Source organism: Streptomyces poriticola (genome assembly GCF_036689765.1).
Classification (GTDB): Bacteria; Actinomycetota; Actinomycetes; order Streptomycetales; family Streptomycetaceae; genus Streptomyces; species Streptomyces poriticola.
On record NZ_JBAGKH010000016.1, the window covers coordinates 73,355 to 96,597 of the forward strand.

At 71.1% G+C, this 23,243-nt stretch carries 18 protein-coding genes and 1 pseudogene; 7 read left to right on the forward strand and 12 right to left on the reverse strand.

Annotation, left to right across the window (positions count from 1 at the left end; genetic code table 11):
• Positions 1 to 9: 9 nt before the first annotated feature.
• The 3 genes from V5O46_RS20220 to V5O46_RS20230 all read right to left on the reverse strand — a co-directional run bounded on the left by V5O46_RS20220 (position 10) and on the right by V5O46_RS20230 (position 5,757).
• Positions 10 to 2,952, reverse strand: a complete 2,943-nt coding sequence (locus V5O46_RS20220; RefSeq protein WP_332886040.1) for a phosphotransferase — start codon at positions 2,950 to 2,952, stop codon at positions 10 to 12.
• Between the two features lie 132 nt (positions 2,953 to 3,084).
• Positions 3,085 to 3,846, reverse strand: a complete 762-nt coding sequence (locus tag V5O46_RS20225; protein WP_332886041.1) for an SMODS-associated NUDIX domain-containing protein — start codon at positions 3,844 to 3,846, stop codon at positions 3,085 to 3,087.
• 360 nt (positions 3,847 to 4,206) lie between these two features.
• Positions 4,207 to 5,757, reverse strand: a complete 1,551-nt coding sequence (locus V5O46_RS20230) for a prolipoprotein diacylglyceryl transferase (RefSeq protein WP_332886042.1) — start codon at positions 5,755 to 5,757, stop codon at positions 4,207 to 4,209.
• Between the two features lie 394 nt (positions 5,758 to 6,151).
• Here V5O46_RS20230 and V5O46_RS20235 point away from each other — a divergent pair, with 394 nt between their 5' ends.
• Positions 6,152 to 7,126, forward strand: coding sequence for a YoaK family protein (locus V5O46_RS20235; RefSeq protein WP_332886043.1), 975 nt, complete (start codon positions 6,152 to 6,154; stop codon positions 7,124 to 7,126).
• Positions 7,127 to 7,581: 455 nt separating this feature from the next.
• Positions 7,582 to 8,670 (forward strand): hypothetical protein, encoded by a 1,089-nt coding sequence (locus V5O46_RS20240; RefSeq protein ID WP_332886044.1) that lies wholly within the window; start codon positions 7,582 to 7,584, stop codon positions 8,668 to 8,670.
• A gap of 13 nt (positions 8,671 to 8,683) precedes the next feature.
• Here the strand turns inward: V5O46_RS20240 and V5O46_RS20245 are convergent, their stop codons facing one another.
• Positions 8,684 to 9,613 (reverse strand): LysR family transcriptional regulator, encoded by a 930-nt coding sequence (locus tag V5O46_RS20245; RefSeq protein ID WP_332886045.1) that lies wholly within the window; start codon positions 9,611 to 9,613, stop codon positions 8,684 to 8,686.
• An 89-nt stretch (positions 9,614 to 9,702) separates the two neighbouring features.
• Here V5O46_RS20245 and V5O46_RS20250 point away from each other — a divergent pair, with 89 nt between their 5' ends.
• Positions 9,703 to 10,638, forward strand: a complete 936-nt coding sequence (locus V5O46_RS20250) for an alpha/beta fold hydrolase (protein WP_332886046.1) — start codon at positions 9,703 to 9,705, stop codon at positions 10,636 to 10,638.
• Complete coding sequence (locus V5O46_RS20255) at positions 10,635 to 12,059, forward strand: MFS transporter (protein WP_332886047.1); 1,425 nt, start codon at positions 10,635 to 10,637, stop codon at positions 12,057 to 12,059. Before V5O46_RS20250 ends, V5O46_RS20255 begins: the two co-directional genes overlap by 4 nt.
• A 184-nt stretch (positions 12,060 to 12,243) precedes the next feature.
• On the opposite strand, the gene V5O46_RS20260 is transcribed toward V5O46_RS20255, so the two are convergent.
• The 3 genes and pseudogenes from V5O46_RS20260 to V5O46_RS20270 form a co-directional block, all read right to left on the reverse strand.
• Positions 12,244 to 13,185 (reverse strand): exonuclease/endonuclease/phosphatase family protein, encoded by a 942-nt coding sequence (locus V5O46_RS20260; RefSeq protein ID WP_332886048.1) that lies wholly within the window; start codon positions 13,183 to 13,185, stop codon positions 12,244 to 12,246.
• A gap of 612 nt (positions 13,186 to 13,797) precedes the next feature.
• Positions 13,798 to 14,193: pseudogene (locus V5O46_RS20265) on the reverse strand (YybH family protein); the annotation flags it as partial.
• Positions 14,194 to 14,329: 136 nt separating this feature from the next.
• Positions 14,330 to 14,569: a helix-turn-helix domain-containing protein gene (locus tag V5O46_RS20270; protein ID WP_332886049.1), complete on the reverse strand. Its 240-nt coding sequence runs from the start codon at positions 14,567 to 14,569 to the stop codon at positions 14,330 to 14,332.
• 105 nt (positions 14,570 to 14,674) lie between these two features.
• Between V5O46_RS20270 and V5O46_RS20275 the strand changes: the two genes are divergently transcribed.
• Complete coding sequence (locus tag V5O46_RS20275; RefSeq protein ID WP_332886050.1) at positions 14,675 to 14,821, forward strand: hypothetical protein; 147 nt, start codon at positions 14,675 to 14,677, stop codon at positions 14,819 to 14,821.
• A gap of 53 nt (positions 14,822 to 14,874) precedes the next feature.
• Here the strand turns inward: V5O46_RS20275 and V5O46_RS20280 are convergent, their stop codons facing one another.
• The 4 genes from V5O46_RS20280 to V5O46_RS20295 all read right to left on the reverse strand — a co-directional run bounded on the left by V5O46_RS20280 (position 14,875) and on the right by V5O46_RS20295 (position 20,313).
• Positions 14,875 to 15,339 carry a TniB family NTP-binding protein gene (locus V5O46_RS20280; protein WP_332886051.1) on the reverse strand — a complete coding sequence of 155 codons (465 nt, stop codon included), beginning with the start codon at positions 15,337 to 15,339 and terminating at the stop codon, positions 14,875 to 14,877.
• Between the two features lie 293 nt (positions 15,340 to 15,632).
• The gene (locus V5O46_RS20285) at positions 15,633 to 16,451 is read right to left on the reverse strand and encodes a hypothetical protein (protein ID WP_332886052.1); all 819 of its coding nucleotides are present in this window, start codon (positions 16,449 to 16,451) and stop codon (positions 15,633 to 15,635) included.
• Between the two features lie 418 nt (positions 16,452 to 16,869).
• Positions 16,870 to 18,210, reverse strand: a complete 1,341-nt coding sequence (locus V5O46_RS20290) for a class I SAM-dependent RNA methyltransferase (RefSeq protein ID WP_332886053.1) — start codon at positions 18,208 to 18,210, stop codon at positions 16,870 to 16,872.
• 54 nt (positions 18,211 to 18,264) lie between these two features.
• Positions 18,265 to 20,313, reverse strand: a complete 2,049-nt coding sequence (locus V5O46_RS20295; RefSeq protein WP_332886054.1) for an APC family permease — start codon at positions 20,311 to 20,313, stop codon at positions 18,265 to 18,267.
• 527 nt (positions 20,314 to 20,840) lie between these two features.
• Between V5O46_RS20295 and V5O46_RS20300 the strand changes: the two genes are divergently transcribed.
• Both V5O46_RS20300 and V5O46_RS20305 read left to right on the forward strand, forming a co-directional pair.
• Complete coding sequence (locus V5O46_RS20300; RefSeq protein ID WP_332886055.1) at positions 20,841 to 21,509, forward strand: potassium channel family protein; 669 nt, start codon at positions 20,841 to 20,843, stop codon at positions 21,507 to 21,509.
• Positions 21,509 to 22,186, forward strand: a complete 678-nt coding sequence (locus V5O46_RS20305; protein ID WP_332886056.1) for a potassium channel family protein — start codon at positions 21,509 to 21,511, stop codon at positions 22,184 to 22,186. Before V5O46_RS20300 ends, V5O46_RS20305 begins: the two co-directional genes overlap by 1 nt.
• A gap of 252 nt (positions 22,187 to 22,438) precedes the next feature.
• Here the strand turns inward: V5O46_RS20305 and V5O46_RS20310 are convergent, their stop codons facing one another.
• Positions 22,439 to 23,242 (reverse strand): DUF3159 domain-containing protein, encoded by an 804-nt coding sequence (locus V5O46_RS20310; RefSeq protein ID WP_332886057.1) that lies wholly within the window; start codon positions 23,240 to 23,242, stop codon positions 22,439 to 22,441.
• Position 23,243 lies beyond the last annotated feature (1 nt).

Here is a 23,243-nt window from a genome sequence, read left to right on the forward strand (position 1 = left end):
GGCCCGGAGTCAACGGGCGGCGGCTGCCCCCTCGGCCCGCTCCACCAGCACGTCCGCGACGTCCGCCGCCAGCAGGAAGGGGAGATGACGGTTGACCTGGCTGTCGTGATCACGGTAGCGGGCGAACGGCAGCAGGGACGCCAGCAGCGCCCACTGGTACTCGGCCTCGCCGAAGGGCCAGTTCTTCTGCTCGCAGCCCTTGAGGATGGCGCGCAGCTTGGCGACGCACAGCAGGACCCGCCGGACGTCCGGGTCGACGTCCTCGGGAATGGCCGACTCCCACATGGCGGTGCCGCGCAGTGCGCCGACGAACCAGGAGCGCACCTGGAGGAGTTGGTCGTGGTTCCAGGAGAACGTCCGTGACCACAGGGCGGATTCGAGCCGGGCGAAGTCCTTGCAGATGTGGCCCTGGTGGGTCGTCTCGAAGTCGATGACGTAGAGATCGGGGCGCCGCCCGTCCGGCCCGCTGGCCAGCACGTTCTCGCCGTGGAGGTCGCCGTGGCAGACACAGGTGAGGTAGGAGGCGGTGGTGACGCCGTACTGCTGGTCGTACAGGAGCTGTTCGAAGAGGGTGTCGGTACCGGCGTCCCACTCCCCGATCTCCGCCATGTGCGCGACCAGCCACAGGGGGTTGGTGACGGATCCGTAGTCGGGGTCGGCGGCGAACGGGCTCTTGCCGAGCGCGGAGTTCTCCAGCAGATAGCCGAGCCGGCGGTACCGCCAGGGCAGTCCACCGTCGATGCCGAAGATGTCGGCGACCTCGGGCAGCCGGAAGTGCTCCAGTTCGGACTCGGCGTTCTTGCCGGGGGCGTAGCTGGTCAGCTCGAAGGCGGCGGGGCGGAGGGCGGGGTACTCGCCGCGCAGATCGCCGATGGTGCGCTGGGCCTGGCTGAGCCACGGGCCGAGGGCGTCCATGAAGACCTCCTCGACGACCGGCTGGAGCGCCTCGGGGTCCGCGGTGCGCACCCAGTCCCGCAGCGTCTTCGGTTCGTCACGGTGCCGGAAGACGTAGGAGGTGAAGATGCCCTGGTAGAGGTCGCCGTTGCTGCTGTTGGCGATGGTGGTGCTGCCGACGACGCATTTGCTGGCCCGGTACACGGGCCGGAGGTACGCCTCCGCGAACCGGTCGAAGTTCTCCTTCTCCCGGCGTACCTTCGCCACTTCGTCGATCTTCAGCACACCGACCGGACCGAAGCTGTCCAGGGCGAGGAAGGTCGGTACGGACCGGCCGGCGAACAGGGCACCCTGGACCATGGTGCCCTGCGGCCCGGGGGCCAGCTCGGCGGCGATACCCTGCAGAAGCCGGTTCGAGACCTGTACGGACGCGTCCTGGTCGCCCATGGACAGGAAGCCGGCCGCCGTGGCGGCGCCGGTCTCCCAGGGGTTGCGGGCGACCCGCACCATCCGGATCGTGGCCAGCATGTCCATGCCCGCCTTGCGCCAGAAGGCGAGGGCTTCCTGCCGCTCCTCCGCGGTTCCCGAGTCGCCGTAGTACCCCGTGGAGGAGTACAGCAGGTCGAGCAGGCGGTCCAGCCGGTCGGCCTTCCACCCGGAGAGCTTGAGCAGGGTGAGGGCGACGCTGCTGCGGTGCTGCGTCTCCTCGGTCCAGCGGTTGAGCACGCGGGTCGCCCAGTACTCGGCGTAGATGTGCCGGTCGGCGAACTTGGGATCCTGGATCAGTTCGTTGAACCGGAGCTCGTTGGGCGCGGTGGGGTCGGGTCCGCCGACGAGGAGATGGATGCCGACGGCGTGCCGCAGCCAGCCGCTGACGTGCGGCACGCGGTTCAGCTCGGTGTCACGGAGCTCGCCGAGCGCGAGGAGGACGGCCGTTTCGGTCACGTCCAGCAGCAGTTCGCGCTTGGCCGCGTGGTAGCGGTAGGAGATCTGGATGAGCTGCAGATAGCCGAGCAGGTCGGCGAGGGTCTGGTAGCCACTGGAGTGCCAGTGGCCCTCCACCGCGTAGTTCCAGAGCGCGCTGGCCAGCCAGTGCCGGCGCAGGACGTCCACGTCCACCACGGTGCCGCCCTTGGCGTACGCCAGCATCTCCGACCGGCAGGTGCTCCGGGCGTCCTTGGCGCGCTGGTGCAGTGCCTGGGCGTCGTCGCCGGGGACGGAGACCGGGGCGAGATGACCGGGCAGCTGGCGCAGGTCCTCCTCGATGATCGGCAGGAGTGACTCCGAGGAGACCGAGGCATGCGTACGGAGCAGCTCGGTGATGCGCACGCCCAGCTCCCCCACCAGCTGCCGGACCGCGGTCTCGTCGGGGTCTCCGGTGCGCCAGTCGTCGAGGAGTGCGTCCCAGTCCCGGGTGGCGTTCAGCTGCGTGGCGAACCGCGAGGCGGCCACGGCGCCGGCCGCCGCCGTGTCGCCACCGGTGGCCACCGAGACCGCGGCGACGCCACCGCCGCCGGCCGCGACGTCCGTGGCGGAAGCGGTGGTCTGCGTGGTCGGCGCGGTCTCCGTGGTCGGCGCGGCCGGGATGGCCGGCGTGGTCTGCTCGGGTGACCGAGGCGGGGTGACCGCTGCCACCGCGGCGGACGCCGCGGCCGTGGCCGCGGCGTCGCCTGCTCCCGACGGCAGGACCGGTTCCGGTTGCCGGCCTGCGGGCGCCGGTCCCAGCTGGTCCAGCCTGCCGCGGCAGTTTTCGATCGAGGGCGTGTAGCGACCGTCGTCGTTCTCGGACTCGAACAGGTGGACGGCGAGTTCGAGTAACACGCGCGCCCGTGCACCGTCCCTCTGCATATAGTGCTCGGCCACGGTCGAGGCACCGTTCGCGAGGAAGTAGCCGGGAATGTGTTGGTAGCCCTTTGCCAGTTGCTCCTGCGTTTTCATCAGGCCCTCGCGCGCCTTCCGGAAGCGCGTGTCCCTTTCCAGGGAGGGCACCGCCTGGATCGCGTCGTAGAGCGCGGTCTCCAGCGTCTCCGCAGAGTGCTGAAGAATCTCTGTGGCCACACCAGCAGCCATCACTACCCCCTCGAGTGACCGGCGCGCGCGGCCGGATGGCGCCGCACGCGTCCTGGCGGCTCATATCCCAGCAGAGTCGCCGAACCGCTGCCATCGCTTCACACAAAGACGGTCCGAATCTCAGCTCACGGGATGGATGTCCCCGCGATAGCGCCGGTCTCCGATCAGGAAGGCGGACTGCGGCAGTACCACGTGCACTCCCGCCCGACCGAGGGTGATCTCCCGGCGGGTCGCACCGATGACCGAGACCTCCGTCGCGTCATTTGCGAGAGCGATCAGCGTGGCACGCAATTCCGCTGCCTCGGACCTGTCCGGCACCAGGTCGAACACCTCGAAGAAACGAATCTGGCTGTAGCTTTCTCCGGCAACCTGCATGGGGCCGTCGATGACGCGCCGCACATGCTGGAAAGCAACGTTCCGGGCAGCTTCGGCGAGTTCGTCGTGGCCGACCTCGCCCAGTTCCTCGAGGAGTTCCCGCCGCAGGCCCTCGGTCCACGGCTCCCGGCCGTCCCCGCGTTGGAGCCAGCGGGCGAAGGCGAGCACCCGGGCGGCGGGAAGGAAGCCCCGCAGATCGAACCGCATGGCGGCGCTGTTGCGCCGCTCGCACGCGAAGCCCAGACGCTCCAGAGCGGGAAAGGCCGGCTCCCGGTACTTGACCACCCCGCCCGGCGGGCCGAAGGCACCGGGGCGGGTCGGCGCGGTGAAGAGGACGAAGCGGTCCTCGTCATGGACGCGCAGCAGCACGGCCACCGAGACCCGGACCTGCCGCCACGGTGTGGCCAGGACCAGCAGTAGCCTCAGATGCCGCCGGTTCTGCCAGAGGGTACGCCCTGCGAAGGTGAGCAGAGCCAGGACGAGACCACCGACGACCTTCTCAACCACAGGGCCCCCTCCGCCTCGTGAGTCGAGCGCCAATCTACCGACGAGGGGTCACGCTCCGCGGGCGAACGCCGGAAGGTCGACCCGTCGACGCTCCGGCCCGCCGTCAGCGGTCGCGCTGTAGGCACACCGGTTCGCCGAGCACCGCACGGGCAGGTCGAGGGGGTGCCTCCCTGAGGTGCGGCCAGACCGGCCGGCGGCACGGCCGGGCGGTACTCGCGGGGGACGCGGGCTGCGCCGGGGAATCGATGGCACAGCCCGCACCGCCGCAGGGGTCACGGCACCGCCGCAGGGGTCACGGCACCACCGCATGGGTCACGGACCGCCTGCACGGTGGCGAGAGCCGCGACATGGCCACGACCGCTACGACGTGGCCGTCTCGCCCTTCGTCAGCAACCACTCCTCGTGCAGTGCACCCAGCGGAATCCTCTTCTGGAACAGGGGCGTGCCGAATATGGAGAGCTGGACGTTCAGGGTGCCGGTCAGGTCGACGCCGCCGTAGAGGGCCCACGAGCCCGACGCCGAGCCCGTGCCGTCCGCCGAGCCCTCGGCCGAGGCCGCGGCTTCCGTCCGCAGATACGGGGCCAGGTCGGCGGTGACGCCCACCGTGCCGTAGAGGCCGACCGTGGCCTCGGCGCCCAGAGCCGCCTCGACCTCGCCGACCCCTGTGACGGCCGCCTTCAGGGGCTCGCCCGTCATGTCGGACTCACTCACGCCCGTCCAGCCCTCGGACCAGGTGAAGTTGCCGCCGACCCTGAAGTCGCCCTCGACGTCCTGTTCGACGTCGACGGTCACGCGGCCGTCGGCGTCCACCGCGAAGTAGCAGACGAGGTCGAGGTTGACGACGATGGGGACCGGGCCGACCTGGATGACGGGGTCGGCGTGGAGCTCGGCGAAGGGGATACGGATCGGCCGGCCGTCGGTCGGCCCCGCCGCGCGGCCCTTCAGCGACCACTGGGACGCCCAGTCTCCGGAGAGCCCCAGGAACGCGCCGCCGGGCGAGGAGCCCGCGCCCGAACCGGAGCCGTCGTACGAGAAGGAGACTTCCGGGGCGAGTTGCACGAAGCCCTCGACCGAGGCGGCGGCCGATGCCGGGGCTCCCTCGGCGGTCTCCACGGCGGCACCGACGTCGAGGCGCAGACTGCCGAGCGGGAGCTTCGCGCCCTCGGGGCCGGACGTGAGGTCGCCGGTCTTCGCCCAGGAGACCTTCACGCCCTGGACGAGCGGGTCGACCTCCATGGTGGACGGGTCGACGCGGACGGTGCCGTCCGCCGTGGACTCGCCGAGCACGGAGGTGAGTTCGGCGGGCTTCGTCTGGACCGTCGTACCGTCGCCGTCCGCAGCGGTACCGACGATCTCCGTGACCTCGGCGAGCAGACCGTCGGGGGCGCCGGGAGCGGGGGCACTGGCGATGACGTCGCCCACGGCCACGACTGCCTCCGGCTCCGCGCCGCCCGGCTCCGGAGTCCTCTCCGGGTCCGACGTCACGCCCGCACCCGGGGTCCCGTCGGCGTCCGGGGTCCCGGCGTCCGGAGCCGCGGACGCCGTCTCCGAGGCGGCCGACGACGGGGCGGACCCGGATCCGGACGACGCGCCCGGCGGGGCCGAGATCACCGCCCGGCCGCTCTCCTCGTCGTACGAGGCGACCTTGAGCGCGGACTTCCGTGCCTTGACCTGACCCACGGTGTCCGCGTCCGCGTCGGCCACGGCGGTGGGTGTCGGGCCGTCGGTCGCGGCCGACACGACGGCGAGTTGCTCCTCGGCCGCACCGGCCCCGGAGGGCTCGGCCGTCGCGGTGGGCGCCGCCCCGTCAGCGGCGGACCGGGATCCGGCGGAACAGCCGGTCGTCAGCAGGGTGGCGGCGGTGACCGCCGACAGCGCCGAAATCAAGGCATGTCGTCTGAATTTGTGCACGCGTGATCCTCGGGAGCGATGATTTGGGGGGTGCGCTTCAGGAGGTGGCGCGGAGGGGACGGCGCGCGAGACCGTGGCGGGTCATGGCGACGCCGCATCGCGGGCGCGTCGACACCACGCGAACCGGGCATCCACGACGCAGGACGCGGGATGCAGACTGCGGTTACCCCTCAGTAGCCACGCATGAGCATGCCAGGCTCATGGAACCCGGCATGCCACTTCCCCCGCCAAACACCGGTGACCTGAATCACATCTCCCGCCGAGACCTCCCCGGCAGCATGCCAACTGCCCCACGAGCAGCCGAAGTACGTACGCTCAGGGAGTACGCCCGGCAAAGTCGGACTGCCCCCCTTCACCACCGGTTCGGGAGACGGGCGTTGGGCACGCCGGCCCCGTGCGGGGACGGGTGGGGCGGAAGGAGAGCGACAAGGAAGGCACAGCCCTCGCCGGCGGCGGTGTCGAGGGCGGTGCGGTCGCCGACAGCCCGTCCGAGCGAATCCGGAATTCCTCCGACGTCACCCGGCTGCCCGGCCGGGCCGGAGGCTTCTGGTTCCACGCCTACGCGATCATCGGCATCGGTACCGTGCCCGACACCGCCCGGACGCCGGTGCTCTCGCTGCACAGAGGAACAACGCACGGCCCCCTTGTCCAACCGCTGCCCCGGAGCACCCGGATGGGTGAAGACGCCACAGTCCCTGTCACGCTCAGCACTCTGGTCATCGTGGCCAACGGCTATGTGGATGCCTATCTGTACATGGCCCACGGTGGCGTCTTCGCAGGGGCACAGACGGGGAATCTGGTCCTGTTCTGTGTCGACCTGGCCCAGCCTCGATCCCACGGATCCCTGGCGCACCTGTGGCCCATGACGGCGTTCGTCGCAGGCGTCGTCGTGGCCGGGTTGTTCCGTGGCGCCTCCGCGGAAGGCCGTCGCGCCGCCCGCTGTCCGCTGCTGTACGCCCTCGCCCTCGAAACCGCGGTGCTGACCGTGATCGGACTGGCGCCCGGGGGCATCCCACAGACCGCGATCACCACCTCGGTCGGATTCGTCGTCGCACTCCAGGTCGTCTTCTTCCAGGCGGTCAGACCAGCCGCCTTCCTCACGGTCGCCATGACCGGGAACCTGACGAGGGTCACCGGCGCGGTGCTGACCGCACACCGCACCCGGAGCCGGTCCGACCTACGTCTCGCAGCCCTGTACGCGTCGGTCATCGTGTCCTTCGGCGCAGGTGCCGCGATCGGCGCGCTGGGCACCGCCGCCATGGGAACACGGTCGTCGCTGGTGGCCGCGGGGCTCTTCGCGGTGTCCTGGGCGTGGCTGCGCGTGCTGGTCCCCGGCAGGACGAGGTCCTCGGCCGGCACCGGCACCTGACGGAGCGACCGAGGGCCGGGAACCACAGCCCCCCAGTGGGTCCGCGGGGGTCCCGGCCGCGTACCGTGCCGGGATGCCGGCACCCGTCCAGGGCGGGTCGGCCACCCACGGCATCGCGTGGAGTGGCGTACCCGGCCAACCGCCCTGCATGCCTGCCCGGCCCGCGTGGGCTGACCACGCCGCCGTGGCCGGTTCCGGCCGGGGTGCCGGGAAGGCAGTAGGCGGCCCGCGTCCGGCCGGGTCACCTGCCTCGCCGGCTCAGGCGGGCCACCGAACGCGCCCCGCGGTCGGCAGGCGTCGTCTCCGCCATGGTGGTCGGGCTGCCGATCCGGTGACGTTCGCGGCCGGTGCCCCGAAACGCCGTCGGTGCCTCCCCGGGGCCGGCCGACCCGAGGCGTACGTTTCCCCCGGACCGGCAGGACGCTCCTGCCTGCGCAGTACGGGAGGACGAAGAAGTGACGCCTTGTCGGTTCCTGGCACGCCGTCTGCTGTTCGCCGCCGCGGGGCTCGGCCTGCTGGCGGTGTCGGCCTGCGGCGTCGAGAGCGCTCCGGGCGCCTCCCCGGCCGGCCCGTCCGGCCCGGAGCCCGCCGCGTCGGGGTCCGGTGAGATCAGGGCGCCGCGCGAATTCAGCGGCATCGCCTGGCTCGCGACCCGGCGGGGTTCCGCTGCGCCGGGCGGTGACGAGGAGCCGCAGCAGGTCTTCCTGGTCTGCCACGACACCCGGGACAACGACGCCGAGCGGGACCTGCCGCGCCTGTCGATCGTGAAGACCCCCGTCGATCCGGACGGGATCGTCGTCCGGGAGCTCGACATCGACTTCCCCAGCGTTCCGAACGACCTCGAGAGCATCGCCCGGCTCCCCGGCCGGAACGAGGCGCTGCTGGTGGAGAGCAATGCCGACGGCGACGACCCCGACCCCACCATCTACCTGGCCAGGTGGGACCAGGACCTGCAGGTCAGCATCGCCGGTTCGGTGCCGTGGCCCAGCACGCCCCAGCCACTCGTCAATGTCGAGGCTTCCGCCGTCGCCACCGTCCGCGGACACGACTACTTCGTGTACGCCGAGCGCGCGGAGGGCAGCGACACCACCCTCGTCAACATGACCCGCCTGACGGTCGGCCGCGACGGGCGGATCACCTTCGGCACCGAGTGGGTGTCGGTCCCCTTCACCGCGGCCCAGCCGCCCGGCGCCCGCCCCGCCTCCGGGCTCGACATCGACGGCGAGGGCAACCTCTTCATCTCGTCCGCGTACGACCCCGGTGATCTCGGCCCCTTCGACAGCGCCGTCCACCGTGCCGCCAGGATCCGCCCCGGCGGGCCCCTCGGCGCGGAACTGGTCCCGGCGCGACCGCAGCTCCTCGCGCGCAGCTCGGGACTCAAGGTGGAGGGCGTAGCCCTGGTCACCGGTTCGTTCCCGGTCTTCATCAGCGACGACGACGAGGACTACGGCGGTCTGCTGCGGCAACTGCGCGTGACGGCACCCGAGGACCCTCCGGGTGACCGGCTCCGGCCGCGCACCGGGACGGACGCGACGCGCGGATAGCCGGGCGCAGCACTCATGCGGGGCCCAACCGCCGGTCGAGTGCGGCGCCGACGTCGGGACAGGTCCTGCGGACGGTGTCGAGGAAGGCGGCCAGCACCGGGGAGCGGTCCCGTTCGGCGAAGGACAGGACCAGGTCGGGCAGCGCCGTCTCCGGGGTCACCCGGCAGAACCAGATCCCCGGCCGCGCGGCCGACCGCATGCGGGAGGGACCGAGGCCGACGCCGACGCCGCAGGCGGCCAGGCCCATGATCGTGTGCACGTCCCTGGCCACGGTGGCACCGTGCAGCGCGGCGGCGTCCTCGCCCAGCAGGGTGCGCAGCCCGGCGGCAACCGCGGGCTCGTCCTCCCCGGCGGCCACGATCAGCGACTGACGTCGCAGTTGGTCGACGCTCACCGATACCTGACCGGAGTAGGGGTGCGCGTCGGCGACCACGGCGGTCAGATGATCGTGCCCGACGGGGACGGACACCAGATGCTCGGCCCCGGCGCCCCGAGGCGCCCCGAGGGTGACGGCCACGTCCAGTTCTCCGGCGACGAGAGCGGCGGCGCTGCGGCCGGACGCCATCTCGTGCAGCTCCAGCCGTACGTCGGACCGCTCGCGGCCGAACCGGCCCAGGACGTCCGGGAGGGGGTCCAGCAGCGCGGAGGCGATGAACCCCAGCCGCAGTCGGCCCGTCTCACCGCGGGCCGCCCGGTCGGCGTCGACCTTGGCCGCTGCCATCTCCTCCAGGGCCCGCCGCGCTCGGGCGAGGAAGGCCTCGCCCGCGGCGGTCGGGAACACGCCCTGGCGGGTCCGGTCGAACAGCCGGGCCCCGGTCTCGCGCTCCAGGTCGGCGACCTGCTTGGACAGCGGGGGCTGTGCGATGCCCAGCGCGCGGGCCGCCCGGCCGAAGTGCCCGTACTCGGCGAGGGCGAGCGCGTACCGCAGATGCCGTGCTTCCATGGCGCTCCGTCCATATTCGCAAAGTATCGCCACCCAGCGTGCCATATCTCTCTCTGGATCGAGCTTCCGCTGCCGATTGGGATGGAGCCATGACGCCCTCCCTGAACAGCGCGGACAGCGCGGACAGCGCGACCCACACAGATGCCGCGGACACCACTGACACCACTCACAGCTCTGACGCCGCGGACACCGGTCTGGACGACACCGTGTTCGTCCTCGTCCACGGTGCCTGGCACGGCTCGTGGCAGTGGGCGGCGACACAGCGGGCGCTCGCCGGTCTCGGTGCCGCGAGCGTCGCCGTCGACCTGCCCGGACACGGCTTCGGCGCGCCCTTGCCCAGCGGGTACCTGCTGCCCGGCCGCCCCGGTCTGCTGACCGAGAGGTCACAGCTCGCCGACGTGACGATGGACGACTGCGCGGACGCCGTCCTCGACACGCTGCGCGGGGTCCGCCGCTACGGCCGTGTCGTGCTCGTCGCTCACAGTGCGGGCGGCGGTCCCGCGTCGCTGGCCGCGGAGCGCGCGCCCGAGTTGGTCGACCGCATCGTCTACCTCTCCGCGTTCGTCCCGGCGGGCCGCCCCCGGTTCTCCGACTACCTCGGCGCGCCCGAGAACGCCACCGCACGGGGGCAGGGCCTCAGCATCGGTGAACCCGAGGCGCTGGGGGCCGTTCGGATCGACCCGCTCTCGCCGGACCCCGCATACGTCGAGGAGTTGCGGCAGACCCACTACCACGACACACCAGCCGACCGCTTCGACCGCTGGCGCTCCGCGCTGAGCCCGGACCTGCCGCTGGCGGTCCCGGCGGCCCCCGTCGTCCTGACGGCGGCACGGTGGGGCCGAATCCCGCGCGCCTTCCTGCGCTGCGCGGAGGACCGGGCGCTGCCGACCGCCGTACAGGACCTGATGATCGCGGAGGCCGACCTGGCCATGCCGGGCGAGCCGTTCACCGTCCGCACGCTGCCGGGCAGCCACAGCCCGTTCGCCGCACGTCCACAGGAACTCGCCGAGGACCTGGCCCGGTGAACGGCCGACGCTTCCTGCTGCCGGTGGTGCTGAGCGCGACCTTCGTGCAGCTGCTCAACGTCACGATCGGGCAGATCGCCGCTCCGGCCATCCAGTCCGGTCTGGGCGCCGGCCCCGGCGCGATGCAGCTCGTGCTGGCCGGATACACGCTCGCGTACGCGTGCCTGCTCATCACCGCCGCACGGCTGGGCGACCGCTACGGCTACCGCCGGCTGTTCCTGCTGGGCACCGCGGTGTTCACCGCCGGTTCGGCGGCCTGCGCCGCCGCACCCGGCGCCGGGTGGCTGATCGCGGCTCGGCTGGTGCAGGGTGCGGGCAGCGGCCTGGTCGCCCCACAGGTGCTCTCGCTCATCCGCACCGGCGTCCCCTCGGAACGCCGCCCCCGGGCCCTCGCCCTGTACGGCGCCACTATGGGCGTGGCCTCGCTGGCCGGACCGCTCATCGGTGGGCTGCTCGTCGACGCCGACCTCTTCGGCCTCGGCTGGCGCGCGGTCTTCCTGGTCACGGTCCCGGTAGCACTCGTCTCGCTGGCCGGGGCGGCCCTGCTGCCTCCTGCACGCGGGACGGGCGGGCAGCGCGTGGACCGGGTCGGGGCGGCACTGGCCGCCGCCGGCTTCGCGATGCTGGTCCTGCCGTGCGCGCTGGGGCGGGAGACCGGCTGGCCCTGGTGGACCTGGGGCTCCTTCGCGGGGTCCGCCGCGGCCCTCGCATGCTTCGCGTTCACCCTCCGGCATCGGACGGACCCCCTGATCCACCCGTCGGTCCTGCGGGACGGGACCGCGCGACGGGGTGTGCTGCTGGTGTTCGTCTTCAACGCCGGGGTGCCGTCGTTCACGTACCTGCTGTTCCTGCACCTGCAGTCCGCCCTCGGGTATCCGGCGCTGTCCGCCGCGCTGGTCTCGGCGCCGTTCGCCGCCGCGGCCGTGGTGGGCAGCCGTGCCGCCCCGGCCCTCTCCCGCCGACTGGGCCCGACGGCACTGGCAGCCGCCGCCCTCGTCCTGGCGGGCACGGCCGTGGCACTCGCGCCACTCATCGGCACCGAGCCCGGGCGCCGTGCGGCCTTGCCGGTACTGGCGGCCGGAGGTGCGGCGTTCGGCCTGTTCACGGCCTCGGTGTTCACACTGGTGCTGGCGGGTGTGCCGGGCACCGCCGCGGGTTCGGTGTCCGGGCTGCTGCCCACGGCCCAGCAACTCGGCGGCTCGATCGGGGTGACAGCGGCCGGGCTGGCCTACTTCGCCCCGGCGGACGGCGCGGACGCGGCGTTCGCCCACGCCATGGCCTACGAGGCCGCGGTCTTCGTGCTCACGGCGTCGATCGCCCTTCGGCTGCGACGGGCCGGCTCCGGGCGGCAGCAGCCCCGGCCGGCACCGACCCCCGGAACGCACGGGCAGACCGCCCCGCAGGGTGCCGGGTGCCCCTGACCGGGCGGAGCCGGAGTCGAGGCGCACAGGCTGCCACGGTCGGCTCACCGCGCCGGTGGCCGCACGGCGGGCGCCTCCCCCGGGCATGCCCGGGGGAGGCCGGGGGAGGCCGAGGGAGGCCGGGGGAGGCCGAGGGAGGCCGGGGGAGGCCGAGGGAGGCCGGGGGAGGCCGGGACCCCGCTCTTCACCGTGCGGGGCCGCCGGTGAAGGAGAAGGTGACGGTCGGAGGATTGTGATCGGACAGCGGTTCTCCCTCGGAATCGAGGAACTCTGCGTACTCATTGCTGTAGTGGACCGCGTCCAGTGCCAGTCCCGGGCCGCTGCGGTAGAAGACCTTGTCGAGGAGCTCACACTCGGTGGCTTCCTTGCAGGTCGGCGCGTCGTCGTCGACCTCGGGCGTGGTGCCGCCCTTCACCAGTCGGACCCAGGCGTCGGTGAGTCCGTTGTCGTCCCGCAGCTCGCGGACGATGTCGCCGGACCTGGTGTAGCGGCTGTTGGTGTCGCCCGTCACGATGACCGCCCGGCCGGCGGAGTGCTTCCTGATGTAGTCGGACAGCTGACGGACGTTGTGACGGCGGACGCGCAGCATCTTCTCCGAGCCGGACCCCGCGTTCATGTGCGCGTTGTAGAGGTCGAGAGAGGCTCCGCCCGGAAGTTCCAGCCGGAGGTAGGTGAATCCCTTCGGCGTCAGGCAGTCGGCGTTGGTACACCGGTCCCAGGTCACCCGGTCGAGCTTCTTCAGCTTGAAGTCGGACAAGGTGTTGAGCCCGTCCGAGAAGGGCACACCGGGCACGGGCACCCAGGAGGGAACCGACGGCGGCGTCCGGTACCGGTGCTCGTCATGCTTGATGAGGTCGGCGTGGTACGCGAAGTCCTCCTGGACGTTGACGATGTCGTAGGCGTTGATCCGCTGGGAGATCACCTTGGTGTTCTTCGCGGGCCTGCTGCCCGAGAGCGGCTCGGGCAGCCCTGCGACGTTGTATGTGAGCACGCTGAAGGTGCCGTCGGCGGGTGCGGGTGCGGATCCGCCGGCGTATGCGACGGGGGACGGGGCCATCGTCACGATGACCACTGCCAGGCTCACGGCGGGAACGACGAACCCGGTCGCGGTACGAGATGCCGGCATGTGTTGTCCCTTCTCTCGGGGGTGTCGCGCGGGCAGGAACTACCGGTCTCCGAGGTGGCCTCGGCGGGGTCCGCGCCCGGTTCGTGGCGCGGGACGTCGCGTGGACGCCCGCACGGCGGAGGGCGTCGACGACAGCTGACGACTTGTCATGAACGCATCTTTGCGGTTGTGCGCACCCGAGCACAACCACACCTGGACCGGCTCCAGCCCCTGCGCCCCAATTGCGGAAACCGCGATGGGACTTGGCACACCCCGGGAGCGCCGGCAGTTCCGCGGGGAGTCACGGCTCCGGACGGCTGAGCGGTCCTCTTCAGAGCGAGGCCGGCTCGGTGATCGCGAAGGAGGGTGACCGACGGGCTCGTTCCGCGAACGGACGTAAGCCGACTGCGTGACCGCGAACCCAGCCGCTACCGGCTCGAGACACAGCGCGCCAGGTCACTGCTCTTCGCGGCCGCGACTGTTAGCTTCCGGAGTCGACTGCGTCGATCTCTGAAGTCGCCTGCACTCGCCAGCAGTTCTCATCCGTTACGGATTCAGACCGATCTCGGCCTCTCCTGTTTCCGAGGTGAGCCGCTGGTGGACCTCGCGCACCTGCCGCTCGGCGTCCGGGTCGGACAGATCCGGGAACGAGTGGTGCTCGTGCGCCACCATCCACCGGCCGTCCTCTTTACGCAGCCCCAGGGTGAGCCGCATGCGCACTTCGGGGCGCTCGGCCAGCTCTGTTGGCGTCCCGCAGCGCAGCAGGGCGTGGGCGAAGGCGACGTCCGCGCCAGCGGTGATGTCGAGCGACTCGATGTCGAAGCAGGCACCCTGCGCCTGCCAGGTGAAGAAGCCTGGCCAGACTTCGCGGTAGGCGTCGATGCCGCGCACGCCTTCGTGCGGCGGCGGCACGTCGAACATCACGATGTCGTCGGTGTGATCCTCCACCACGCCGGCCAAGTCTCCGGTGTGCACCGCCTGGGCCCAGCGCTCCACCAGGGCCCGGATCTGCTGCTTGTCGTCCGCCATGCCGACTTCCCTGTTGCCGCGGCACCCCTCTTTTTCGGGCGCCTCTCACAGGAGACGTCGGAGCGGCCCCGGCACCCTCGACACTCCCATGGTGAATTCTTGCCGAATTCTGCGTGTTGTGCAGTTTCTGGCCGATCTACGAAAACATCGCGCAGCTTATGCGCTTCTTGTGCGGTTTCGGCTGCAGGCAGCGGTGCAGGGAGGTCTTGGGGATGCCGGTCTTCTCGGCGATCTGGCCGAGGCTGCTCCCCTGTTCCTTGAGGAGCTTGGCGTACTCGATCTTGTCGTCGGAGTGGGCGACGGGGCGGCCGATGCGGCGTCCGGCGGCTTCGGCGACGGCGCGGGCGGCGCGTTCGGCGGTGTACGTGCGTTCCATCTCGGCGAAGAGGGCCAGCAGGCGGTAGTTGGGGCCTGGAGCGCGGGGCCGAGGCGGCCGCGAGCGGAGATCAGGCCGTCGGCGGCCGGCTGGAGCGCGGTGGCGGTGGCGTCCCACATCGCCTCCCGGATCTCGTCCCGCAGCTGCTCGAAGGGGCGCCGGGCCTGCGCGCTCCAGGGGGTCGGTGCCCTGCCGCAGCAGGTCGTGCACCGGCATCTCGTACAGCTCCGCGAGCCGCCCCAGCCACGATGACAGCGCCTCCAGCGGGCCGGGCTGCGGGTGCAGCGGCCAGCGCCGGGCAGGGCTCACGTCAGCTCGCGCTCGAACATCCGGCGCCGCTCGCTCGACCCGGCGTACGCCGCCAGCAGCAGAGCGCGCCGATTGATAGCCTCCTCACCGGACTCGATCGCCGTGACGGCCGCGTCCGTGAGCAGATGGGCCAGCTCGCCGATCGTGCCCTCGCTGCGGGTGAGCAGATAGCCGGCCATCCCGGCGGTGCCGATCGGTGAGGACCTGCGCAGCGGGAACGACGCGGCGAAACTCGCCAGCAGCGACCAGGCGTCCTCATCCGCCTCCCATCGCGCCAGTGTCAGCGGCGCGAACCGGTTCTCCAGCTGGTCGTCCGCGCGGACGGCCAGGTAGGCGTCCCGGGTGCCGACCCCGACCAGCGGAATGCGCAACTCGTTGCCCAGATACCGCAGCAGGTTCAAGAACTCCCGGCGCCCGTCGCCGTGCCCGCCGCCAAACGCTGAACGCGCACGGACGGCCAAGGCCGGACAGCATCAGGGGCCCTGGCGGAAACAGCCTCCCCCGGGGTGCGGCATACGGCGCGGTGGTTGGCGGCGCGGGGTGCGTATTTCTGTGGTTCCTGCTGTCGGACCGTCTTCATGCGCGGCGCGCGACCTCACCGGGTCGGAGCTCGCTCGTCACCTTGGACGACCGTCACCGGGGATCGCCATACCGCGAGGGCTGACCGCGCTGGGCTCGTCGTGCGGCTGGCACCGCACGAGTGGCTGACCGGGGATCCGATGGTGCGGGCTACGGCCCCGACAGTAACCACCTCTCAAGTATTCAAACGATTGCGGTAGAACCGGTCGTCGTTCCCGCGCACGAACAGGTGCACCGCACCGTCGAAAACAATGGGAGCGGGCCTCGAGGGGGTTATGCCGCTACCTTCGACCTCAACCCATGGGGCACCGAAGTGGTTGCCGTCGCCAGCGTTGCGGTAGATCCGGTTGTCGGTCCCGCGCACGAACAGGTGCACCGTACCGTTGAACACAACGGGAGCTGGCCCCGAGCGCGTCAGTCCGCCGCCCTCGACCTCGACCCAGCCGCCGAACGGCTGTCCTCGAGGTGCCCGGTTGTGGTAAACGCGGTCGTCGAGTCCGCGCACGAACAAGTGCAGGACATCTCCAACCATGACGGCGCCCGGCCCCGAGCGCGTCAGTCCGCCGCCTTCGACCTCGGCCCAAGTGCCGAACGGCGTGTCGGATTGGGCCCGGTTGTGGTAAATGCGCTCGTCGAGTCCGCGCACGAACAAGTGCAGATCGGGACCGTCGCCAAGGGCGGCCGGCGCCGAACCTGTCTGCCCGCCGCCTTCGACCTCCACGAAATCTACGCCAGCACCCCCGTTGTAGATCCGGTTGTCGAGACCTTGGACAAACAGAACACCCGCTCCGTGGAAGAGGGTGTAGGCCGGTTCGGATGCACTGAAGCCATCCAGGTCGTTTTCCCAACTGCCGAACGGTCCTCCACCAGAAGCGTTCTTGTAGACGCGGTTGTCAAACCCTCTGGCTGCAAGAAGCATTTTGTTTCTGTGAACAATCCCGGCGGGCCCGGACGGCGTCGATCCGCCGCCCTCGACTTCAATCCAGGCGCCCATTCTGACTTCCTTCTCCTTGTCGAAGCTTGGCGATCGTGATGCCCTTGATGTTCTTCGACGGGTCGGGTTGTGCCAGCCGGGCTCGGGCCACGGAACCCGGTAGCGACCCGGCAGAGCCAGTCGGCGTTGATCGGGTCTGGACCGGCGATGTGGTCGTCGGCGAACTGGCGCATCTCAAATGCGAGCGCACGTCCCGCAAGCCAGCTGGCCGTCCCCCGTAGGCAATATCAGCCGGGACTGTCCGGGGCGTGTCCATCTCCCATTATCGGCGCTGCCGGCAACGTCCGCTCGGCGACCAGCAGCCCGGCGCGCATGAGACGCACCCGGCCTCTCGGCCGGGTGCGTCGTTGTGCTTCAACCCCGGCCGGTCGCCCGTAACGCCCACACCGCACATGGTCCGCACGCACAAAATCGCAGGTCAGGAGCCCTTTGCTGCAAGCTCCAGGATCGCGACGCACTCCACGTGATGCGTCATCGGAAACAGATCGAACACCCTGAGCGTCCGAACCCGGTACCCCCCGTCCCGGAAGTACCCCAGGTCGCGTGCCAGGGCCGCCGGGTCGCAGGCCACGTACGCGATCCGGCGTGCGCCCAGAGAGGTCAGACTCGCCACCGTCCGGCGGCCGGCACCGGCGCGGGGCGGGTCGAGGACGATCAGGTCGGCCTCCGTGATGCCGGTGCGCGGCAGGACCGATTCGACCTTGCCCTGCTCCACCCGTACCCGGTCGAAGCCGGCGAGGTTGTGCCGGGCGTCCTCGACCGCGCGCTTGCCGGACTCGATGCCGAGCACCGCGCCCTGCTCGCCGATCCGGTCGGCCAGCGCGCCCGCGAAGAGGCCGACGCCGCAGTACAGGTCCAGGCACATGTCGCCCTTGCGGGGCAGCAGGCCCTGCATGACCGCCGTGACCAGGGTGTCCGCGGCCTTGGGGTGGACCTGCCAGAAGCCGCCGCTGCCCACCCGGTAGGTGCGGCCGTCGGCGCGCTCTCGGACGAAGGGGCGGCCGTGGACGCGGTGGACGCCGCCGTCCTTCTCCCCCACCCGCATCACCGACACGGGACGGTCCAGTTCGACGATCGGCAGGCGTGCGCCCGGCCCCGGGGTGAGGATCACCTGGCGGTCCTGGGAGCCGCTCGCCGCGATCGCCTCGACGGATTCCATGCCCGTCCAGTCCCGCTGCTCGATGCCCAGCTCGGTGACGCCCTCGGCGGCGATCATGCAGTGGTCGATCCGCTCGACCTCGTGGGAGCGGTGCCGTCGCAGCCCCGCGTGCCCCTCGGCGTCGACGGCGTACTGGACCCGCGTACGCCACTGCGGCACCTGGCCGGCGGGCAGCTTGTCGCCCTCGGCCGGCATCACCGTGCCGTCCCAGCCGGCCTCCTCGGGGGTGAGACCGGCGAGGCGCTGCAGCTGCTCGGCGACGACCTCGCCCTTCAGCCGGCGCTGGGCGCCCGGCTTGACGTGCTGCCAGTCGCAGCCGCCGCAGCGGCCGGGGCCGGAGAACGGGCAGGGGGCCGCGATGCGGTCCTTGGCCGGCTCGAGGATCTCGACCGCGTCCGCGCGCAGGAAGCGGGCGCCCTCCTCGCCCTCGGTCACCCGCGCGATCACCCGCTCACCGGGCAGCGTGTGCCGGACGAACAGCACCTGGCCCTCGGAGGTGCGGGCAATGCAGTGGCCGCCGTGGGCGACGGGGCCGATCTCGACCTCGTACTCCTCACCCACGAGCGAGACCGCCGGCTCCTTCTTCTCTTCTGCCTGCATGGCGGGGTGACTCCAGTGAGGGGTGCGGGGACGGTGGGACAACAGCCCACCAGTCTACGTCGACCGGGAGGAGTCGTTCGGCCGGTCCTGGGCGGGTCCACGGCGCACCGCGCCGGGTGCGTTCCACTCCTGCTGCTTGCGGGCGCGCCGTTTGGCGACCTCCGAGGACTGAAGCTGGTAGGGCACGGAGGTGACCATGACGCCCGGAGTGAACAACAGCCGGCCCTTGAGCCGCAGCGCGCTCTGGTTGTGCAGCAGATGCTCGTACCAGTGGCCGACCACGTACTCGGGGATGATCACGGACACCGCGTCCCGCGGGGACTCCTTGCGCAGGCTCTTGACGTACTCGATGACCGGCCGGGTGATCTCGCGGTAGGGCGAGTCCAGCACCTTCAGGGGTACGTCGATGCCGCGCCGCTCCCACTCCTCGCGCAGCGCCCTGGTCTCCTCCGGGTCGACGTTGACGCTGAGTGCCTCCAAGGTGTCGGAGCGCATCAGCTTGGCGTAGGCGAGAGCGCGCAGTGTGGGCCGGTGGATCTTGGAGATCAGCACGACGGAGTGGACGCGGGAGGGGCGGACCACATCGTCGCTGGGGCCCTCGGGGGCGGCGATCTCCTCGGCCACCCGGTCGTAGTGGCGGCGGATGACACTCATCACGGCGAAGAAGATGCACATGCCGAGCAGCGCCACCCAGGCGCCGTGGGTGAACTTCGTGACCAGGACGACGACCAGCACCACACCGGTGAAGAACGCGCCGAAGGCGTTGATCGCCCGGGAGCGCATCATGCGATGGCGCTTGGCACGGTCCCGCTCGGTGCGCAGGTGGCGGTTCCAGTGCCGGACCATGCCGGTCTGGCTGAGCGTGAAGGAGACGAACACCCCGACGATGTAGAGCTGGATCAGCCGGGTGGAGTCGGCGCCGTAGACCCAGACCAGCAGTATGGCCGCGCCGGCCAGCAGCACGATGCCGTTGGAGAAGGCCAGCCGGTCGCCGCGGGTGTGCAGCTGGCGCGGCAGATAGCGGTCCTGGGCCAGGATCGAGCCGAGCAGCGGGAAGCCGTTGTACGCGGTGTTCGCGGCGAGGAACAGCACCAGCGCGGTGGCCGCGGCCAGCAGGACGAACAGGACGCTGCCGTCGCCGAAGACCGCCTCGGCGACCTGGGAGATCACCGGGTGCTGCACGTAGTCGGCGCCGACCGGGACGCCGTCGCGGACCAGGTCGGCGGCCGGGTTCTCGGCCATGCGCACGTCGGTGGCCATGGCCAGGCCGATGATCCCGCAGAACATGGTGACGGCGAGCAGGCCCATCAGCGCCAGGGTGTTGGCCGCGTTCCGCGACTTGGGCTTGCGGAAGGCCGGGACGCCGTTGGAGATCGCCTCGACACCGGTGAGCGCGGCGCATCCGGAGGAGAAGGCGCGCAGCAGGAGGAAGAGCAGGGCGAAGCCGGCCAGGCCCTGGTGCTCCGGCTTGATCTCCAGGTCCGCCGTGGGGGCGTGCATCTCGTCGCCGAGCACGATCCCGCGGAACGCGCCCCACGCGATCATGGTGAAGACGCCCGCGACGAACACGTAGGTGGGGATCGCGAAGAGGGTGCCCGACTCCTTGACCCCGCGCAGGTTCATCAGCGTCAGCAGCAGGATCACAGCGATCGCAGAGAGGGTCTTGTGCTCGACGATGAACGGGACCGCCGAGCCCAGGTTCTCGATGCCGGAGGAGATGGAGACCGCGACGGTCAGGACGTAGTCGACCAGGAGTGCGCTCGCCACCGTCAGGCCCGCCCTGGGGCCCAGGTTGGTGTTCGCCACCTCGTAGTCGCCGCCGCCGCTGGGGTAGGCCCGCACGTTCTGCCGGTAGGAGGCGACCACGGTGAACATCAGCACGACGACCGCGGCCGCGATCCAGGGACTGAAGTGGTACGCCGACAGGCCCGCGATGGACAGGACCAGCAGCACCTCGCCCGGCGCGTACGCCACGGAGGACAGCGGGTCGGAGGCGAAAACGGGGAGTGCGACGCGCTTCGGCAGGAGCGTTTCGGCCAGCCGATCACTGCGCAGTGCGCGCCCGATCAGAATCCGTTTGGGCACGTCGGTCAGTTTGGACACAACAGAGGATCGTAAGCCTTCGAACGGGAGGCCGCCCACTCGCCACCCCCGCCCCTCCCGCCGTCTGCTCCCCGGGTGAAATCACCGAGCGGTCCGGATGCGGATCCCGCAGGTGGGGGGCTGCGTGCCTCTTTGGCAGAGCTCCGCCCGGAATTCTTCAGGGGTCCGGGTCCGGGTCCGGGCCCGGGTCCGGGTCCGGGGACGTGGCCGGCCTGTCCGGTCCGGTTCCCTTCCTCCCGCCCTTGTCGTGCTCCCTGCCCCGGCCGCCCGACGGCTCAGCGGGTGGGCGGCATCGGATTGCCGGGCTCGGGGTGGTCGGCCGGGACGCGCGTCTACCGCTACGTTGGACTCGGGCCACCGGCCGCGGCATTCCGCCCCCGGCCGGGGTCACCCCGGGCGATTACCCGCATGATGGTGCCCGGCGGTCCGCGCAAGGTCCGCCGCGTGCCGTCGGGCGAGCCGAGAGAGAGACATGAGCACGAGATTCACGAAGGCCAGCGGGTCTGTGGGAAGCACGGTGTGACGCGATGCATATTGTCATCATGGGGTGCGGGCGTGTGGGGTCCGCTCTCGCCCAGACCCTGGAGCAGCAGGGTCACACGGTCGCCGTGATCGACCAGGACCCGACCGCCTTCCGCCGCCTGGGCTCCGCGTTCGGGGGGCGCCGGGTCACCGGCGTCGGCTTCGACCAGGACACGCTCCGCGAGGCGGGCATCGAGGACGCCGGTGCCTTCGCCGCCGTCTCCAGCGGTGACAACTCCAACATCATCGCCGCCCGGGTGGCCCGGGAGATGTTCGGCGTGGAGCATGTGGCCGCGCGGATCTACGACCCCCGCCGCGCCGAGGTCTACCAGCGCCTGGGCATCCCCACGGTCGCCACCGTGCGCTGGACCGCCGACCAGATGCTGCGCCGTCTGCTGCCCTCGGGCGCCGAACCGCTGTGGCGCGATCCCACCGGCGGCGTCCAGCTAGCCGAGGTGCACACGGCGACCTCCTGGGTCGGCCACAGGATCAGTCGGCTGCAGGAGGAGACCGGCGTCCGGGTGGCGTTCCTGACCCGGCTCGGGGAGGCGGTCCTGCCGACCTCGCAGACGGTGTTGCAGGAGGGCGACCTGGTGCATGTGATGATGCGCACGGACGAGGTCGACACCGTCGAGGCCGCGTTCGCCAAGGGTCCCGAAGAGGGTGGTCACTGATGAGGGTCGCCATTGCCGGAGCCGGTGCGGTCGGCCGCTCGATCGCCGGCGAGCTGCTGGAGAACGGGCACGAGGTGCTGCTCATCGACAAGGCGCCGACCGCCATCTCGGTCGAGCGCGTGCCGCAGGCGGAGTGGCTGCTCGCCGACGCCTGCGAGATCACGTCCCTGGACGAGGCGGCGCTGCAGCGCTGCAACGTGGTGATCGCCGCGACCGGCGACGACAAGGTCAACCTGGTCGTCTCCCTGCTGGCCAAGACCGAGTACGGCGTGCCGCGTGTCGTCGCCCGGGTGAACAACCCCAAGAACGAGTGGCTGTTCAACGAGGCCTGGGGCGTGGACGTCGCCGTCTCCACCCCGCGACTGATGTCGGCGCTGGTGGAGGAGGCGGTGAGCGTCGGCGACCTGGTCCGGCTGCTGCGCTTCAGCCACGGTGACGCCAACCTCGTGGAGCTGACGCTGCCGGAGGAGTCGGCCCTCGCCGGCACCCAGGTCGGCGATGTGGACTGGCCGCAGGACACCTCCCTGGTCACCATCATCCGCGGCAACCGCGTGCTGGCTCCGTCCGGGGAGGACTCCCTGGAGGCGGGCGACGAACTGCTCTTCGTCGCGGCGCAGGCCCGCGAGGAGCAGCTGGAGGACCTGCTGTCGGCCCGGCGGGACACACCGGCGCGCTGACCTGCGGTCGGCCCACGAGGACGGGGGCGCCCGGAGTTCTCCGGGCGCCCCCGTCCTCGTCGTGCCGCGTGGTACGCGGTGCTTGATGTGTGTGGCGTGTTCTGGTGTGTGTGGCGTGTTCTGGTGTGTGGCCTGTGTGGTGTGGCGGTGCGCTCGGTGATCGGTGAGAGGTGGGCGGTCTGTGGGGCGGGTGCGTCGTGGCTGCTCGCGCAGTTCCCCGCGCCCCCTACGGGGCCCACGGGGCGCTCGGTGTCACGGTCTGCGGTGCCGACCGCTCTGGGAGTCCACCGGATCGCCCTCGACGGAGAGGCCGGGGGTGCCCTCCGCCCTCCGGAGCTCCCCCCGCTCCCCTCGCTCCTCCCGCTCCATCTCGGCCTTCTCCGCCGCCTCCATCTCCGCGAACACATCGATCGGGGGCGGCGCCTTGGCGAGGAACACCCAGGTCAGCCAGACGGCGAGCAGGAACGGCGGGATCTTCAGAGTGACCAGGACCCAGCCGAGCTGCTCGGTGTCCGCCCACCAGTACAGCGGGAAGAGGATCGCGCACTTGGCGAGCAGGATCGCGCCCCAGGCGTAGCTGGCCTTGGCGTATGCCTTCTTCCGGCCCGGGTTGCGGGTGCGCCAGGAGAGGTTCTCCTTGAAGACCGGGCCGAGAATCAGACCGATCAGCGGCACCCCGGCCAGGGTGGTGAAGATGTAGGCCAGGCCCAGGCCCAGGGTGTAGAGCATGCCGGGGAGATAGAAGTTCTTGGCGTTGTCGGTCATCATCGCGAAGACGACACCGAAGGCGACCCCGAAGACGCCGCTGAAGGCGTGCTTGATCGTGTCCTTCATCGCCAGCCGGACCACGACCAGCACCAGTGCGACGGCGAGCGCGGCGATCGCCGACATGTGCAGGTCGCTGTTGATCGTGTAGATCGTGACGAAGAGCAGACCGGGGAGGACCGTCTCGATCATGCCCCGCACGCCGCCGAAGGCTTCGAAGAGGGCGGCCTCCGTCACCGCCCGCGAGTCATCCGCTTCTTTGTCTTCGGTCGGCTTGTCGAGGGACGTCACC

What these genes read in the sequence shown, in the direction of transcription:
- V5O46_RS20250 (WP_332886046.1), top strand. Translation starts at nt 9,703, where the DNA reads ATGACGCCCTCCCTGAACAGCGCGGACAGCGCGGACAGCGCGACCCAC.
- V5O46_RS20285 (WP_332886052.1), bottom strand. Translation starts at nt 16,451, where the DNA reads ATGGGCGCCTGGATTGAAGTCGAGGGCGGCGGATCGACGCCGTCCGGG.
- V5O46_RS20260 (WP_332886048.1), bottom strand. Translation starts at nt 13,185, where the DNA reads ATGCCGGCATCTCGTACCGCGACCGGGTTCGTCGTTCCCGCCGTGAGC.
- V5O46_RS20245 (WP_332886045.1), bottom strand. Translation starts at nt 9,613, where the DNA reads ATGGAAGCACGGCATCTGCGGTACGCGCTCGCCCTCGCCGAGTACGGG.
- V5O46_RS20290 (WP_332886053.1), bottom strand. Translation starts at nt 18,210, where the DNA reads ATGCAGGCAGAAGAGAAGAAGGAGCCGGCGGTCTCGCTCGTGGGTGAG.
- V5O46_RS20300 (WP_332886055.1), top strand. Translation starts at nt 20,841, where the DNA reads ATGCATATTGTCATCATGGGGTGCGGGCGTGTGGGGTCCGCTCTCGCC.
- V5O46_RS20270 (WP_332886049.1), bottom strand. Translation starts at nt 14,569, where the DNA reads ATGGAACGCACGTACACCGCCGAACGCGCCGCCCGCGCCGTCGCCGAA.
- V5O46_RS20305 (WP_332886056.1), top strand. Translation starts at nt 21,509, where the DNA reads ATGAGGGTCGCCATTGCCGGAGCCGGTGCGGTCGGCCGCTCGATCGCC.